Origin of the sequence: Nocardia sp. NPDC051570 (assembly GCF_044454005.1) — a bacterium.
Classification (GTDB): Bacteria; Actinomycetota; Actinomycetes; order Mycobacteriales; family Mycobacteriaceae; genus Nocardia.
The window spans coordinates 46555-60839 of record NZ_JBITDI010000009.1; the positions used below are offsets into that span (position 1 = coordinate 46555).

Here is a 14285-nt window from a genome sequence, read left to right on the forward strand (position 1 = left end):
TCTGACGATCGATCGCATGCTGGAGAACGCCCGGGAACAGCTGCGGCGGATCTATGCCTTCGAATTGCCGCAGGCGATCGCGCGGGGGGCGCTACTGGTCGATATTCGACCGCAGGCCCAGCGGGTGAAAGAGGGCACGCTGCCCGGCGCCCTGGTGATCGAGCGAAATGTCCTGGAATGGCGGCTGGACCCGACCAGTTCGGCGCGGCTGGCCCTGGCCGCCGACCACGACGTGGAATGGATCGTGGTCTGCTCGGAGGGCTACACCTCATCCCTTGCCGCCGCCTCGCTACAGCAGCTGGGTTTGCGCCGGGCCACCGATCTGGTGGGCGGGTATCAGGCCGTGAAGGCGGCCGGTCTGCTGTCGGTCGCCGCCGCCGCGCCGCACATCGCCCGCGAGGTCCTCGCGCTCGCTTCGCTGTAATTCTTCCGCGCCGAGCAATTGTGACGAAACCGACAGATTCCGAACGGGACTGGTATTCGCCCCCGAAACGATGCCGATTCGTTACCTGGGTTAACTGACCCGGGCGGCCCGCAAAAGGATTTCCGTCGCACGATAGGGTACTTCGATGTGAGCACCCCGAACACCCCTTCCTCCGGTGGCGCCGCGGAGGTTCCCGCGGAGCAAAGCCGTCCTGCCGCAGCGGAAGTCGATCTTCCCGAGCAGATGCGGATTCGCCGGGAGAAGCGGGAGCGGTTGCTCGAGCAGGGTGTCGAGGCTTACCCGGTCGTGGTGCCGCGTACCCATACCCTCGCCGAAATTCGGGCGGCCTATCCGGACCTCGCGCCGGATACGCAGACCGGCCTGCGGGCGGGCGTCGCCGGTCGCGTCATATTCATGCGCAATACCGGCAAGCTGTGTTTCGCGACGCTGCAGGAGGGCGACGGCACCAAGCTGCAGGCAATGATCAGCCTGAACGGTGTCGGCGCGGACGCGCTGGCCGCCTGGAAGTCCGATGTCGATCTCGGCGACTTCGTATTCGTACACGGCGAGGTGATCTCCTCGCGCACGGGCGAATTGAGCGTCATGGCCGATTCCTGGTCCATGGCGGCCAAGGCCCTGCGCCCGCTGCCGGTGGCGCACAAGGAGCTGAGCGAGGAGGCGCGGGTCCGGCAGCGCTATGTCGATCTGATCGTGCGCCCCGAGGCCCGGGAAATGGCGCGTCACCGCGTCAACGCCGTGCTCGCGCTGCGAAATGCGCTGCAGCGCAGGGGTTTCCTCGAGGTAGAGACCCCGATGCTGCAGACCCTGCACGGCGGTGCGGCGGCCCGGCCGTTCGTCACGCACTCCAATGCGTTCGATATGGATCTGTATCTGCGCATCGCGCCGGAGCTGTTCCTGAAGCGTTGCGTGGTGGGCGGCATCGAGAAGGTCTTCGAGATCAACCGCAACTTCCGTAACGAGGGCGCCGACTCGACCCATTCGCCCGAGTTCGCGATGCTGGAAACGTACGAGGCGTACGGCACCTACGACGATTCCGCGCGGATGATGCGGGAATTGATCCAGGAGGTGGCCCAGGAGGTCTTCGGCACCCAGGTGGTCACGCTGGCCGACGGTACCGAATACGATCTCGGCGGCGAGTGGAACACCGTGGAGATGTACCCGTCGCTGTCGGACTCGTTGGGCGTCGCGGTCACCCCCGAAACGACCGTCCCGGAATTGCTGGTGCTGGCAGATCGGGTGGGCCTGGAAATTCCGCAGGACAAGGGCTACGGACACGGCAAACTGGTCGAGGAACTGTGGGAGCACACCTACGGCGACAAGCTGTACGCGCCGACTTTCGTGCGCGACTTCCCGGTCGAGACCTCACCGCTCACCCGCCAGCACCGCAGCAAGCCCGGTGTGACCGAGAAGTGGGATCTCTACGTCCGCGGCTTCGAGTTGGCCACGGGCTATTCGGAACTGGTGGATCCGGTCATTCAGCGCGAGCGCTTCATTGATCAGGCCAGATTGGCGGCGCAGGGTGACGACGAGGCCATGCGCCTGGACGAGGACTTCCTCGCCGCGATGGAACATGGGATGCCGCCGACAACCGGTACGGGTATGGGAATCGATCGGTTGCTGATGGCGTTGACGGGTCTGGGAATCCGGGAAACGATACTGTTCCCGATTGTGCGTCCGGCTGCTCGCTGAGCGCCGGATTGAATGTCGAACCCCGTCTTGGAAATTTCGAAATTCGAGGTATTCTCGACTCGGGTATCGGCCTACTATGCGGGTCGCACGATTTCGAGAGGACGTTCATCTCATGGCAAAGAAGGTCACCGTTAGCCTGATCGACGATGTCGACGGTGAGTCCATCGCGGACGAGACCATCGAGTTTGCGATCGACGGTGTGTCGTACGAGATCGACCTGTCTGCGGCAAATGCGGCGAAGCTGCGGGTCGGGTTGGAGCCCTGGGTTTCCAACGCGCGCCGGGTCAGCGGCCGGCGGCGCAGCAAGCCGGCCGGTGCGGGGGCGGGTACGCCGAAGAGCCGGGTCTCGATGGACCGCGAGCAGAGTGCCGCAATTCGGGAATGGGCGCGCCGCAAGGGACACAAGGTCTCCGCGCGCGGTCGTATCTCCGCCGACATTACCGAGGCGTACAACAAGGAAGTCGGCCGTAACAACTAAGCGACAACTCGGTTTGTCTATTGGGGCCGCTGCCGCCCGGAGGAAACGTGCACCGTCCGGGCGGCAGCGGCTTTTTTCATACCATTTCCGCATAACCGGTGAAAGTGCGGCTTTCCGGACCTGTGTGATGTGATCTTGCTTCGAGGCGACACGGCGCGGCACCATGGAAACCGTGAGTGAGGGATCGGGACAGTGACCGGATTTCACGGATCGTTCTTGCGTTTCACCGATGACACCGGACACCGTCAGGAGCTGGTCCTCTCCCCGGACCATCAGCGCGTCACCATCGGCCGTTCGCCGCAGGCCGACCTCACGCTGTCCTGGGACGCCGAGGTGTCGCGGCTGCACGCGGCGGTGGAATTCCTCACCGCGGGCTGGACCATCGTCGACGACGGGCTCTCGCGCAACGGCACCTTCGTCAACGGGGAGCGCGTGATCGGCCGCCGTCGCCTCGCCGAGGGGGATCGGATCCGAATCGGGTCGCAGCTCTTGTCGTTCCACGACTTCAGCGGCGTGGCCGACGATGCGACGCGCACCTCGGTAGGGGTGTTCCCGACCATGCGCTCGCTGACCGACACCCAGCGTTCGGTGCTCATCGCGCTGTGCCGCCCGTACAAGCACAACTCCGGATTCGCCACGCCCGCATCGAATCAGCAGATCGCCGACGAGCTGTTCCTGAGCGTCGACGCCATCAAAACCCATCTGCGGGCGCTGTTCTCGAAGTTCGGGGTGGAGGACCTACCGCAGAACCAGAAGCGTGTGCGGCTGGCGAGCCTGGCGCTGCAGACGGGCATAGTCTCCGACCGGGATCTGTAGATTCCGCCCTCTTACTGCAACAGGTTCTCGTAGCCTTCCGGAATACGTTCCATCGCTGGAGGGCTCATGCCACGCATGCTGCGGCGCCTGCCGGGTTCGATGCTGATCTTGGCGGTACTGACCGCCCTGATGGTGGGGACCGCAGGATCGGCACAGGCCGAATATCCGGTCGTCTACAACTTCTTCGCCGGAATTCCGAACGAGCTGGCGCACCACGGTGGTTCGCTGCCCGGTTCCAACGACCGGTCGTGCCGCCCGAGCGCGGCTCATCCGAATCCGGTGGTGCTGCTGCACGGGACCGGCGGTGGGGCGCAGACGAATTGGGGCGTCTACGTGCCGCTGCTGGCGAACGAGGGCTATTGCGTCTACGCACTCACCTACGGTGCCTACGATCTGCCCTGGCCGATTTCGGCGATCGGCGGGATGCGCCCGATCGAGCAGAGCGCCGCGCAGGTATCCGCCTTCGTGGATCGGGTGCTCGCGGCCACGGGTGCGGCGAAGGTCGATGTGATCGCGCATTCCCAGGGGAACATCGTCGGCAACTACTACATCAAGCGACTGGGCGGATCCGGACGGGTCGACAGGTTCGTCGCCCTGGCGGCGCCCTGGCTGTCGACCTTCGGTCCGGTGCTGGATCCGGTGCGCGACTTCGCCCGGCAGCTCGGGGCCGAACCCGCGATCGACGGGCTGCTCAGCGCGGGGCTGTGCGTCCCGTGCGGTCAGATGGCCGGACATTCCGAATTCATGAACGCACTGCTCGCCGACGGTGTGTACGACCCGAACGTGACTTACACCAATATCGAGACCCGCTACGACGAACTGGTCGTGCCCTATACGGTCGCCCTGACCCCGGGCCCGAGGACCACCGACATCCTGGTCCAGGACGGCTGCCCGGCCGATCTGTCCGATCATGCCGCGATCGCCGGCAGCGAACGCGCCGCGATCTTCGCGCTCAACGCCCTCGACCCCGACCATCCACGGCCGGTTCCCTGCCATTTCACCCCGCCGTTCACCGGAGGTTAGGGGCCCCCGCTCGCGGGTAGGCATCCGGAACGCACTCGTAACGCCGTGCGGGGAAGGTCACCACGCGGTTCCGGATCGCCGTCGACCCATGAGTTTCAGGCCTCGGACCGGCGGGTTGTTCGCTCTGGGCGTATCGAACCGGAAACGAACCCGGCAACGGCTGCGTTATGACTGAATGACGCGTGTTGTCGGAGGTCCGCAATAGGGTGGACGGACGACGACCGCGACCCCCGCCAACTAGAGTGGAGGCGAGGGATGCAACCCCAGAGCTTCATGGCAGGCTGGCGATCGGTCGACTGAAGCGCCGGAACGCCGTGGATAGCGGAGCAGGAAGTGAGGGAGCGATGTTCGAGAGGTTCACCGACCGCGCAAGGCGGGTCGTTGTCCTGGCTCAGGAAGAGGCCAGGATGCTCAACCACAACTACATCGGCACCGAGCACATCCTGCTGGGCCTGATCCACGAGGGCGAGGGCGTCGCCGCGAAATCGCTGGAATCCCTGGGCATCTCGCTGGAGGGTGTGCGCAGTCAGGTGGAGGAGATCATCGGGCAGGGCCAGCAGGCGCCGTCCGGTCATATCCCCTTCACGCCCCGTGCCAAGAAGGTGCTGGAACTGAGCCTGCGCGAGGCCCTGCAGCTCGGCCACAACTACATCGGCACCGAGCACATCCTGCTCGGCCTGATCCGCGAGGGTGAGGGTGTCGCGGCGCAGGTGCTGGTCAAGCTCGGCGCCGACCTGAACCGGGTGCGCCAGCAGGTGATTCAGCTGCTGTCGGGCTACAGCCAGGGCGGTAAGGAGGCCGTGGAGGCCGGTGGCCGCGAGTCGGGCACCCCGTCCACCTCGCTGGTGCTCGACCAGTTCGGCCGCAACCTGACCCAGGCCGCCCTCGAGGGCAAGCTCGATCCCGTCATCGGCCGCTCGAAGGAGATCGAGCGCGTCATGCAGGTGCTGAGCCGCCGCACCAAGAACAACCCGGTGCTGATCGGCGAGCCCGGTGTCGGTAAGACCGCCGTCGTCGAGGGCCTGGCCCAGGCCATCGTGAACGGCGAGGTGCCGGAGACGCTGAAGGATAAGCAGCTCTACACCCTCGACCTGGGTTCCCTGGTCGCGGGCAGCCGCTACCGCGGTGATTTCGAGGAGCGCCTGAAGAAGGTGCTCAAGGAGATCAACACCCGCGGCGACATCATCCTGTTCATCGATGAGCTGCACACGCTGGTCGGCGCGGGCGCGGCCGAGGGCGCCATCGACGCGGCCTCGATCCTGAAGCCGAAGCTGGCCCGCGGCGAGCTGCAGACCATCGGCGCCACCACCCTCGACGAGTACCGCAAGTACATCGAGAAGGACGCCGCCCTGGAGCGCCGGTTCCAGCCGGTCCAGGTGGGCGAGCCGACCGTCGAGCACACCATCAACATCCTCAAGGGTCTGCGCGACCGGTACGAGGCGCATCACCGCGTCTCGATCACCGACTCCGCGCTGGTCGCGGCCGCGACGCTGGCCGATCGCTACATCAACGACCGGTTCCTGCCGGATAAGGCGATCGACCTGATCGATGAGGCCGGCGCCCGGATGCGCATCCGTCGCATGACCGCACCGCCGGACCTGCGCGAATTCGACGACAAGATCGCCGAGGCGCGCCGGGAGAAGGAGTCCGCGATCGACGCGCAGGACTTCGAGAAGGCCGCGCGGCTGCGCGATAAGGAGAAGCAGCTGGTCGCCAAGCGCGCCGAGCGCGAGAAGCAGTGGCGCTCGGGTGATCTGGACGTCGTGGCCGAGGTCGACGACGAGCAGATCGCGGAGGTGCTGGCCAACTGGACCGGTATCCCGGTGTTCAAGCTCACCGAGGAGGAGACCACCCGTCTGCTCCGCATGGAGGACGAGCTGCACAAGCGGATCATCGGCCAGGAGGATGCGGTCAAGGCCGTGTCCAAGGCCATCCGCCGCACCCGCGCCGGCCTGAAGGATCCGAAGCGTCCGTCCGGCTCGTTCATCTTCGCCGGTCCGTCCGGTGTCGGTAAGACCGAGCTGTCCAAGGCGCTGGCGAACTTCCTGTTCGGCGACGACGACGCGCTCATCCAGATCGATATGGGCGAGTTCCACGACCGCTTCACCGCCTCGCGGCTGTTCGGTGCCCCTCCGGGCTACGTCGGCTACGAGGAGGGCGGCCAGCTCACCGAGAAGGTGCGCCGCAAGCCGTTCTCGGTCGTGCTCTTCGACGAGATCGAGAAGGCCCACCAGGAGATCTACAACACCCTGTTGCAGGTCCTCGAGGACGGCCGCCTCACCGACGGCCAGGGCCGGACCGTGGACTTCAAGAACACTGTGCTGATCTTCACCTCCAACCTCGGCACCTCGGATATCTCGAAGGCCGTGGGCCTGGGCTTCACCCAGTCCAACGCCGAGGGTTCGAACTACGAGCGGATGAAGCTCAAGGTCAACGACGAGCTGAAGAAGCACTTCCGCCCCGAGTTCCTCAACCGCATCGACGACGTGATCGTCTTCCACCAGCTCACGACCGATCAGATCGTGCAGATGGTGGATCTGATGATCAACCGCGTCGGCAACCAGCTGCGGAACAAGGATATGGAGATGGAGCTGTCGGCTCAGGCCAAGAGCCTGTTGGCCAAGCGCGGCTTCGATCCGGTGCTGGGCGCCCGCCCGCTGCGCCGGACCATCCAGCGCGAGATCGAGGACCAGCTGTCGGAGAAGATCCTCTTCGGCGAGATCGGCCCCGGTCAGATCGTGGCCGTGGATGTCGAGGGCTGGGACGGCGAGGGCGCCGGCGAGGACGCCAAGTTCACCTTCGTCGGCCGGGAGAAGGCCAAGAAGGCCACCGACGAGGAGACCCCAGTGGCGGCGCTCGCGGGCGAGGCCGCGGCGTCCGGAGAGTAGACGCTCGATCCGAAAGCCCCACCCTCCCGGGTTCGCTCGGGGGAGTGGGGCTTTCGTAATTCCGGGAGAAGGGATGGGCGTGGCGTACCGATTCGCGGTGGAGCGCACCGACTACGGCGATCTCGCCAGTGGCGCGGTATTGCGCTCCGCTCCCGGTCTGCCCGCCTTCCCGGTCCGATCGGCCTCGGAGATCCTGCAGCGGGCGCTGGCGCTGCGCGGCGGCGACCAGGCCGCGGTGGTGTGGGATCCGATGTGCGGCAGTGGATATCTGCTGACCGTGCTCGGGGTGCTGCACCGGGAGCGCCTCGCCGGGCTGATCGCCTCCGATATCGACGACCGCGCACTCGAGGTCGCGCGGGCCAATCTGCGCCTGCTGACCGCATCCGGACTGGCCGCGCGCACAACGGAACTGGAAGAGCTGGCGGCTCGATACGAGAAGCCGTCGCATATCGAGGCCGTCGCCGCCGCGGGTCGTCTCGGTGCGACCCTCGCCGCGCGGGGCGGTGATCTGCCCGCATCGATCGTTCGCGCCGATGTCTTCGATGCCGCCGGGGTGATCGGCGAGGCGGTTCCGGATCTCGTCGTCACCGATATCCCCTACGGCGAGCAGGTGTCCTGGCACGGTTCCGGCGGTGTTGCGGCCCTGCTGGAATCGCTGTGCGGGCTGCTGCCCGGGGAGGCGATCGTCGCGATCACCGCGCGGGGCCGCCGGATCGAATCGGGACGGTTCCGGCAGACGCAGTCGTTCCGGATCGGAACACGTGCCACCGCATTGTTCCGAGTGGCGGATCAGTTCGGTCGATAAGCCAAATCCGCTGTGCGGGAACGGCCGACGTTGGTCTAATGGTCACCTGGTCCGGGCTGCGGCAAGGAGGCTCAGCACTGGTGAAGGTCACCGTTCGAAATGCCGTCTTCCAGCAGTGGGAGGCATTGCTCACGAATCGGAACAAGCGGCAGCGATCCGGCCGATTCCTGATCCAGGGGGTACGGCCTATCACGCTGGCGGTCGACAATGCCTGGCCGTTGGCGAGTCTGCTGCGCACCCAGCGGCGGCCGCTGTCGGGCTGGGCCGAACATATGGTGCGCCGCAGCGGTGTCGAGGTCGTGGACGTCGACGCCGATCTCCTCGCCGAACTGGGCGAAAGGGATTCGGGGCAGCCCGAATTGATCGCCGTCGGCGAGCTGCCGCCCGACGATCTGAACCGGCTACCCGCCGGTCCGGATTTCCTCGGCATCGTCTTCGATCGGCCGGTGAGTCCAGGAAATGTGGGAACGCTCATCCGCTCCGCGGACGCCTTCGGCGCATCCGGTGTCGTGGTCACCGGACATGCCGCCGATATCTTCGATCCGAAAACGATTCGGGCGACAACGGGTTCGCTGTTCGCCCTGCCGGTGGTCCGGGCGGGATCGACCGACGAGGTGGTGCGCTGGGTGCGTGCGCGCCGTTCGGACGGGATGGCGATCCGGATCCTCGGGACGGACGAACACGGTACCGCCGCGATCGCCGAATGCGATCTGACCCAACCGACCCTGCTGATCGTCGGCAATGAAACCGCCGGGATGAGCGCACGATGGCGCGAGGTGTGCGACGACATCGTGCGCATTCCCATCGGTGGCGGCGCCAGCTCGCTCAACGCGGCGAACGCCGGGACCGTCGTGCTGTACGAGGCGGCCCGCCAGCGCGGATTCGGGTGCTAGACCAGGCGCTCCATGATCGGGGCGAAGGCGTCGGCGAGATCGGACGGGACGATCACCTCGTCGATGCCGTATTTCTCGTGCCGGTGCTCGATGATCGCCGCCGCCTCGACCGGGTCGGCGGGGAGTACGCCCGCCGAGTTCGCGGCACGCAGGGCGTCGGCGCTGGGGATGTTCCAGGAGCCGGGCCAGCGCTGCATGCGGTCGCCGATGCCCATCAGCTGGGTGGTGAAGGCCACCGGGCGGTCGGTGTTGTCGCGGACCAGAGCGATCATCGCGGCGAGATCGTCCTCGGTGGCCTGCGGCCCGGCGGCCAGGGAGATCCGGTCGGCGATCTGGGCGGCGAGGATGAGCATGCGCTGTCCGGAGGTGGCGATCACCACCGGCGGCGCCGGATCGACCCCGGCGCGGACCGCGGCCACGGTCTCGGCGACCTGTGCCCGGCGGCTCCCGGCCGAACCCCACGGTCGGCCGAGGCGTTCGGCCTCACCCGCGGCGTCGGGACGGCCGACGCCGATGCCCAGCTCGAAGCGGCCGTCGGAAAGATGTTGCAGCGCAGCCGTTTCCCGCACCGTAGCGGCCGCCGAACGCAGCGGCGCGGCGAGCACGTTCGGGCGCAGTCGCAGCGTTTCGGTGACCGCGGCGGACGCGGCGAGCGCCGGGAACGGGGACGGTGTGTTCAGGCTGTCCGGCAGCATCAGCGTCTGAAAGCCCTGCTGTTCGGCGGTTCGGGCGGTCTGGACCCAGGCGCGGCCGGAGAACGGGACGGTCATGAGTCCGAATCGGATGGACATAGAAGGGCCTCTCGGTGAAAGTCGTCGAATACGGTGATCAGAAGCGTCGCCGCGAGCGCCGCAGCACCGCGAGCCGGGTCAGATAGTCCTCCTCGCCGATCTCCCCGCGCGCGAATGCCGAACGCAGCGTGCCGATTCCGCGATCGCGGCGACAGCCGCGCCGGAAGACGAATCCGACCGTGATCAGTCCGAGCCAGAACAGCAGGGGGAAGATCCAGAAGTACGGCCAGGGGCCTCCGCCGTAATCGGAATGCTGGTCGGCCAGCAGCGAAACGGCCGCCGAATACAGGTGAATGTTCATGCCTCCAGCCTGTTCCGGCGTGCCGCCGGTGGCATCGGTTTCCGGACGGCATCGCGGCTACGTCTCGAGACGTATATCCCGCCGGCTACTGCCAGCCCGGCCGCACCAGCCCGGACTCGTAGGCCAGCACCACCAACTGGGTGCGGTCACGGGCGCTCAGCTTCAACAGGATTCGGCTGACATGGGTGCGGGCGGTGGCCGGGCTCAGGAACAGTCGCTCGGCGATCTCGGCATTGGTGAGGCCCTCGGCGACCAGGACCATCACCTCGCGCTCACGGTCGGTGAGTTCGGACAGCGCCGAGGCGGGCGCGGGCTTTGCGCGCGAGGCGAATTCGGCGACGAGGCGGCGGGTCACGCTGGGGGACAACAGCGCATCGCCCGCGGCGACGACCCGCACGGCCTTCACCAGATCGGCCGGTTCGGTGTGTTTGACCAGGAAACCCGTTGCGCCCGAACGCATCGCCTCGAAGACGTATTCATCCAGTTCGAAGGTGGTCAGCACCACGACGCGCACCCCGGCCAGCTCGGGATCCCCGGCGATCTCGCGGGTGGCACACAGGCCGTCGAGCACCGGCATCCGGATATCCATGAGCACCACGTCCGGGCGCAGCTCGCGCGTCATCCGCAACGCCTGCTGCCCGTTATCGGCCCCACCCACCACCTCGATCCCGTCCTGTGCGTCCAGCAGCGCGGCGAAGCCCGCGCGCACGAGGGCCTGGTCGTCGGCGATCAATACTCGAATCGTCATGAAATCCCTTATCCGCGTCCACTATCGATCGGTCCGAGCGGCAGCCGGGCGCGCACGCGGAACCCGCCGTCCTCGGCCCGGAGTGCGGTGAGATCGCCGTGCAGAGCGTGCGCGCGCTCGATCATTCCCGCGATACCGTTGCCGCCGCCTGGGGACGGTTGTGGAGAATCGGCGGGTCTGCCGTTCTCGATGACCAGCCGTAGTTCGTGCGGCGAATAGTCCACGGTGACAACGGCTCGCGCGCCGGGCGCGTGGCGGATCGCATTGGTGAGCGATTCCTGCACGATGCGCGCCGCGGCCACATCGACGAGCGTCGGCAGCCGCCGGACGGCGCCTCGGATATCGGTCTCGACGCTCAGCCCGGCCGCCCGAGCGGGGGCGAGCAGGGCGTCCAGATCGGCGAGGCCGACGGTCGGAGTCATCGGCGCCGCACCGGTTTCCGCGCCGGAGCGGATCGAACGCAACAGCGTATGCACCTCGCCCAGTGCGTCGCGGCTGACCTGTTTGATGGCCGCCAGTGCGGTCGCGGCCTGTTCGGGCTTGCGGTCCAGCAGTTCCAGCGCCACCGAGGACTGCACATTGATCAGCGACAGGCTGTGCGCCAGCACATCGTGCAGTTCGCGGGCGATCGCGAGCCGCTCCTCGGTCGCGCGCTGTTCGCGTTGTGCCAGTTGGCGTTCGCGCTCGGCCCGTTCATTGCGTTCGGCCGCCTCGGCGCGCTGGCGGCGGACCGTCATGATCTCGCGGCGCTGGCGGATGCTCTCGGCCAGACCGAGCAGCACGCACAGCCACGCCAGCACACCGAGCATCTGCCAGCCGTTGGTCGGATAGCCGCGCAGCGCGGGCGCCGGCCAGATCATCAGCAGATAGCCCATGGGGACGAACGGGTATGTGCGCCAGCGGGAATCGCGCGTCGCGGCGGTGAGGAAGGCGATGATCAGCGAGGCGAAGATCGGCCCGTAGCCGTATCCGGCGAACAGATACGTGAGTACGGTCGCCAGCACGCCGACGAAGACGGTCAGCGGATACGCGCGCCGCACCACCAGCAGCACCGGACCGATCGCGAGCAGGGCATAGCCGAGGGTATCGAGCGGGCGCACGCCCGCCATGGCGTGCACGACCTCGGCGCGATTGGCCGCATGTCCCGCGCCGAGCTGGACGGCGGCGACGACCAGCGCCACCAGCACATCCCGCCCACAGGGCCGCACGGTCGGACTCACTCTCGCACGGTAACGCCGTCCCCACCGGATCGCCTACGCTGCCACGACGAATTACGTCGCGAGACGTATGCCCGATCGCGCCGGGCGGCCGATGCGTCCGACGAGGCTCGCGGCGGATTCTCGATGGCATGAACGAAACCGTCGTGGTCACCGAGTCGCTGACCAAACGCTACGGCACCCATATCGCCGTCGACTCCATCGCCATGACGGTGCATGCCGGTGAGATCTATGGATTCCTCGGACCCAACGGCGCGGGCAAGACAACCACGCTGCGCATGCTCACCGGCCTGATTCGTCCGTCCGGTGGCGTCGCGACCGTGCTGGGCTGCCGCCCGGGCGATCCGCGGGCGTTGCGCCGTCTCGGGGTGCTGATCGAGGGGCCCGGGTTCTATCCGTATCTGTCCGGCCGCGACAACCTGCGGGTGCTGGCCCGCTATCGCGGCTGCGGACCCGAGGAGGTGGCCGAGGCGCTGGATCGGGTGGCGTTGACCGACCGCGCCGAGGACCGCTTCCGGGCCTATTCGCTCGGCATGAAACAACGTCTGGGCGTGGCCGCCGCCCTGCTCGGCCGCCCGGACCTGCTGATCCTCGACGAACCCACCAATGGGCTCGATCCGGCCGGTATGGCCGAGATGCGGGAGCTCATCACCGGATTGGCCGCCGATGGGCACACCGTCGTGCTCTCGTCCCATCTGCTCAGCGAGGTGCAGGAGATCTGTGACCGGGTCGGCGTTCTGTCGCGGGGCCGTCTGCTGACCGAGGCCACGGTGAGCGAATTGCGCGGTGCGGCAACGCTTTTTCTGCGGGCCGAACCGGTGGAACTGGCATTTCCGGCGGTCCGCCGGGTGGTGGGCGATCGATCCGCGCTGCTGACCGCCGCCGGCATCAGAGTCGATGCCGGTATGGCAACGGCGCCGAAGGTGGCGCGCGCGGTGATCGAGGCCGGTGCGGAGCTTTTGGAGCTCCGCACCGACGAAAAGTCTTTGGAGGAAGTGTTTTTCGAGATGACGAAGGCGGAGGCGGCGTCATGAGCGACCTGTTGGCGTGTACGCGGGCGGAATTCGTGCGGCTGGCCAAATGGCCGGCGCTGTGGATCCTGATCGGGACGTGGATCCTGTTGAATCTCGCCTTCGCCTATCTGTTCAACTACCTGGCGTATTCGTCCGGCACGAGCATGCGGATGTCCAATGGCCTGCCCCGGAACCTGTTGTTGCAGCAGATGTTGCCCGCCGCGGTGCCGGAGGTCTTCACCCAGGGCATGGCCATGTTCGGCGGCGCGCTGATCCTGGTGCTGGGCGCTCTGGCCGTCGGCAGCGGCTACGGCTGGGGCACCTGGAAAACCGCGCTCGCCCAGGGACCTTCGCGGACCGCCGTCATCGGTGGCACCCTCGTGGCGCTGGCCGCGGCGGTGATCGGACTGGTGTTCGCCGCGTTCGTCGTGGACACCGGCGTGGCGGCGGTGATCGCCACCGCGCAGCATCAGTCCCTGGCGCTGCCGTCGCCGGGCCGCGCCTTACTCGGAATTGTCACGGGTACAGCCATTCTCGGCATGTGGACCCTGGCGGGCGCACTGATCGGCGCCCTCGCCCGCGGCCCCGCCCTGGCGGTGGGTCTGGGTCTGGTCTGGGTCCTGGTCGTGGAGAACCTCCTGCGCGGCGTGGCCGCCATCTTCGCCCCGATCCGCCCCCTCACCGACCATCTCCCCGGCACCGCCGCGGGCTCGTTGGCCAACGCCATGCGCACCATCAAGGGCGGGGCCACCCCTGGCGTAGTCGACATCCTCTCCCGCCCAGCCGCTTTCATCTCCCTGATCGTGTACGTCGCCACCTTCGCCGCGGCGACAGTCTGGTTGATCCGACAGCGGGATATGACCTGATGTCCGCGCCCGCTCTCCGGCCTTGGCGTACCCATGTCCCCGCTCTCCGGCCTCGGCGTACCCATGTCCCCGCTCTCCGGCCTCGGCGTACTCATGTCCCCGCTCTCCGGCCTCGGCCCATCCATGCCCCCGCCCTCCGGCCGCCAGGCCGGAGGGCGGGGCGGGCACGCCAGGGCCGGAGCCCGGGGACATGGGTGCGCGGAGGCTGGCGTGGACCTTCGTCCGGTCGCAGGCCGGGTGACCAACTCCGAGTAAGGAAATCGAACGGGTGGGCCGCGGCGGTGCGAGGCGGTAGGTTCGATCGCGACGGTG

14 protein-coding genes are annotated in these 14285 nt (G+C 67.3%); 10 read left to right on the forward strand and 4 right to left on the reverse strand.

Annotated features, from left to right (window positions below; all coding sequences use genetic code 11):
• Position 1 precedes the first annotated feature (1 nt).
• The 8 genes from ACIA76_RS23050 to ACIA76_RS23085 all read left to right on the forward strand — a co-directional run bounded on the left by ACIA76_RS23050 (position 2) and on the right by ACIA76_RS23085 (position 9037).
• The gene (locus ACIA76_RS23050) at positions 2-424 is read left to right on the forward strand and encodes a rhodanese-like domain-containing protein (RefSeq protein ID WP_397154498.1); all 423 of its coding nucleotides are present in this window, start codon (positions 2-4) and stop codon (positions 422-424) included.
• 243 nt (positions 425-667) lie between these two features.
• Positions 668-2134, forward strand: coding sequence for a lysine--tRNA ligase (gene lysS / locus ACIA76_RS23055; RefSeq protein ID WP_397154500.1), 1467 nt, complete (start codon positions 668-670; stop codon positions 2132-2134).
• Between the two features lie 112 nt (positions 2135-2246).
• Positions 2247-2612 carry an Lsr2 family protein gene (locus ACIA76_RS23060; protein WP_397153920.1) on the forward strand — a complete coding sequence of 122 codons (366 nt, stop codon included), beginning with the start codon at positions 2247-2249 and terminating at the stop codon, positions 2610-2612.
• A gap of 192 nt (positions 2613-2804) precedes the next feature.
• Complete coding sequence (locus ACIA76_RS23065) at positions 2805-3428, forward strand: FHA domain-containing protein (RefSeq protein WP_397153921.1); 624 nt, start codon at positions 2805-2807, stop codon at positions 3426-3428.
• Positions 3429-3503: 75 nt separating this feature from the next.
• A complete protein-coding gene (locus ACIA76_RS23070) occupies positions 3504-4451 on the forward strand; it encodes an esterase/lipase family protein (RefSeq protein WP_397154502.1) in 948 nt (315 codons plus the stop codon).
• 344 nt (positions 4452-4795) lie between these two features.
• The gene (locus ACIA76_RS23075) at positions 4796-7339 is read left to right on the forward strand and encodes an ATP-dependent Clp protease ATP-binding subunit (RefSeq protein WP_397153922.1); all 2544 of its coding nucleotides are present in this window, start codon (positions 4796-4798) and stop codon (positions 7337-7339) included.
• 73 nt (positions 7340-7412) lie between these two features.
• A complete protein-coding gene (locus ACIA76_RS23080; RefSeq protein ID WP_397153923.1) occupies positions 7413-8144 on the forward strand; it encodes a hypothetical protein in 732 nt (243 codons plus the stop codon).
• Between the two features lie 38 nt (positions 8145-8182).
• On the forward strand, positions 8183-9037 hold the full coding sequence (locus tag ACIA76_RS23085; protein ID WP_397153924.1) for a TrmH family RNA methyltransferase: 855 nt from the start codon (positions 8183-8185) through the stop codon (positions 9035-9037).
• On the opposite strand, the gene ACIA76_RS23090 is transcribed toward ACIA76_RS23085, so the two are convergent.
• The 4 genes from ACIA76_RS23090 to ACIA76_RS23105 all read right to left on the reverse strand — a co-directional run bounded on the left by ACIA76_RS23090 (position 9034) and on the right by ACIA76_RS23105 (position 12097).
• Entirely contained in the window at positions 9034-9828 is a 795-nt protein-coding gene (locus ACIA76_RS23090; RefSeq protein WP_397153925.1) for an LLM class flavin-dependent oxidoreductase, read from the reverse strand. The two genes, ACIA76_RS23085 and ACIA76_RS23090, sit on opposite strands and share 4 nt — an antisense overlap.
• A gap of 37 nt (positions 9829-9865) precedes the next feature.
• On the reverse strand, positions 9866-10129 hold the full coding sequence (locus tag ACIA76_RS23095; protein WP_397153926.1) for a hypothetical protein: 264 nt from the start codon (positions 10127-10129) through the stop codon (positions 9866-9868).
• A gap of 85 nt (positions 10130-10214) precedes the next feature.
• A complete protein-coding gene (locus ACIA76_RS23100; protein WP_397153927.1) occupies positions 10215-10877 on the reverse strand; it encodes a response regulator in 663 nt (220 codons plus the stop codon).
• A gap of 8 nt (positions 10878-10885) precedes the next feature.
• The gene (locus ACIA76_RS23105) at positions 10886-12097 is read right to left on the reverse strand and encodes a sensor histidine kinase (protein WP_397153928.1); all 1212 of its coding nucleotides are present in this window, start codon (positions 12095-12097) and stop codon (positions 10886-10888) included.
• Between the two features lie 128 nt (positions 12098-12225).
• Between ACIA76_RS23105 and ACIA76_RS23110 the strand changes: the two genes are divergently transcribed.
• Both ACIA76_RS23110 and ACIA76_RS23115 read left to right on the forward strand, forming a co-directional pair.
• A complete protein-coding gene (locus ACIA76_RS23110) occupies positions 12226-13128 on the forward strand; it encodes an ABC transporter ATP-binding protein (RefSeq protein ID WP_397153929.1) in 903 nt (300 codons plus the stop codon).
• Complete coding sequence (locus tag ACIA76_RS23115) at positions 13125-13973, forward strand: ABC transporter permease subunit (protein WP_397153930.1); 849 nt, start codon at positions 13125-13127, stop codon at positions 13971-13973. Before ACIA76_RS23110 ends, ACIA76_RS23115 begins: the two co-directional genes overlap by 4 nt.
• Positions 13974-14285: the final 312 nt, after the last annotated feature.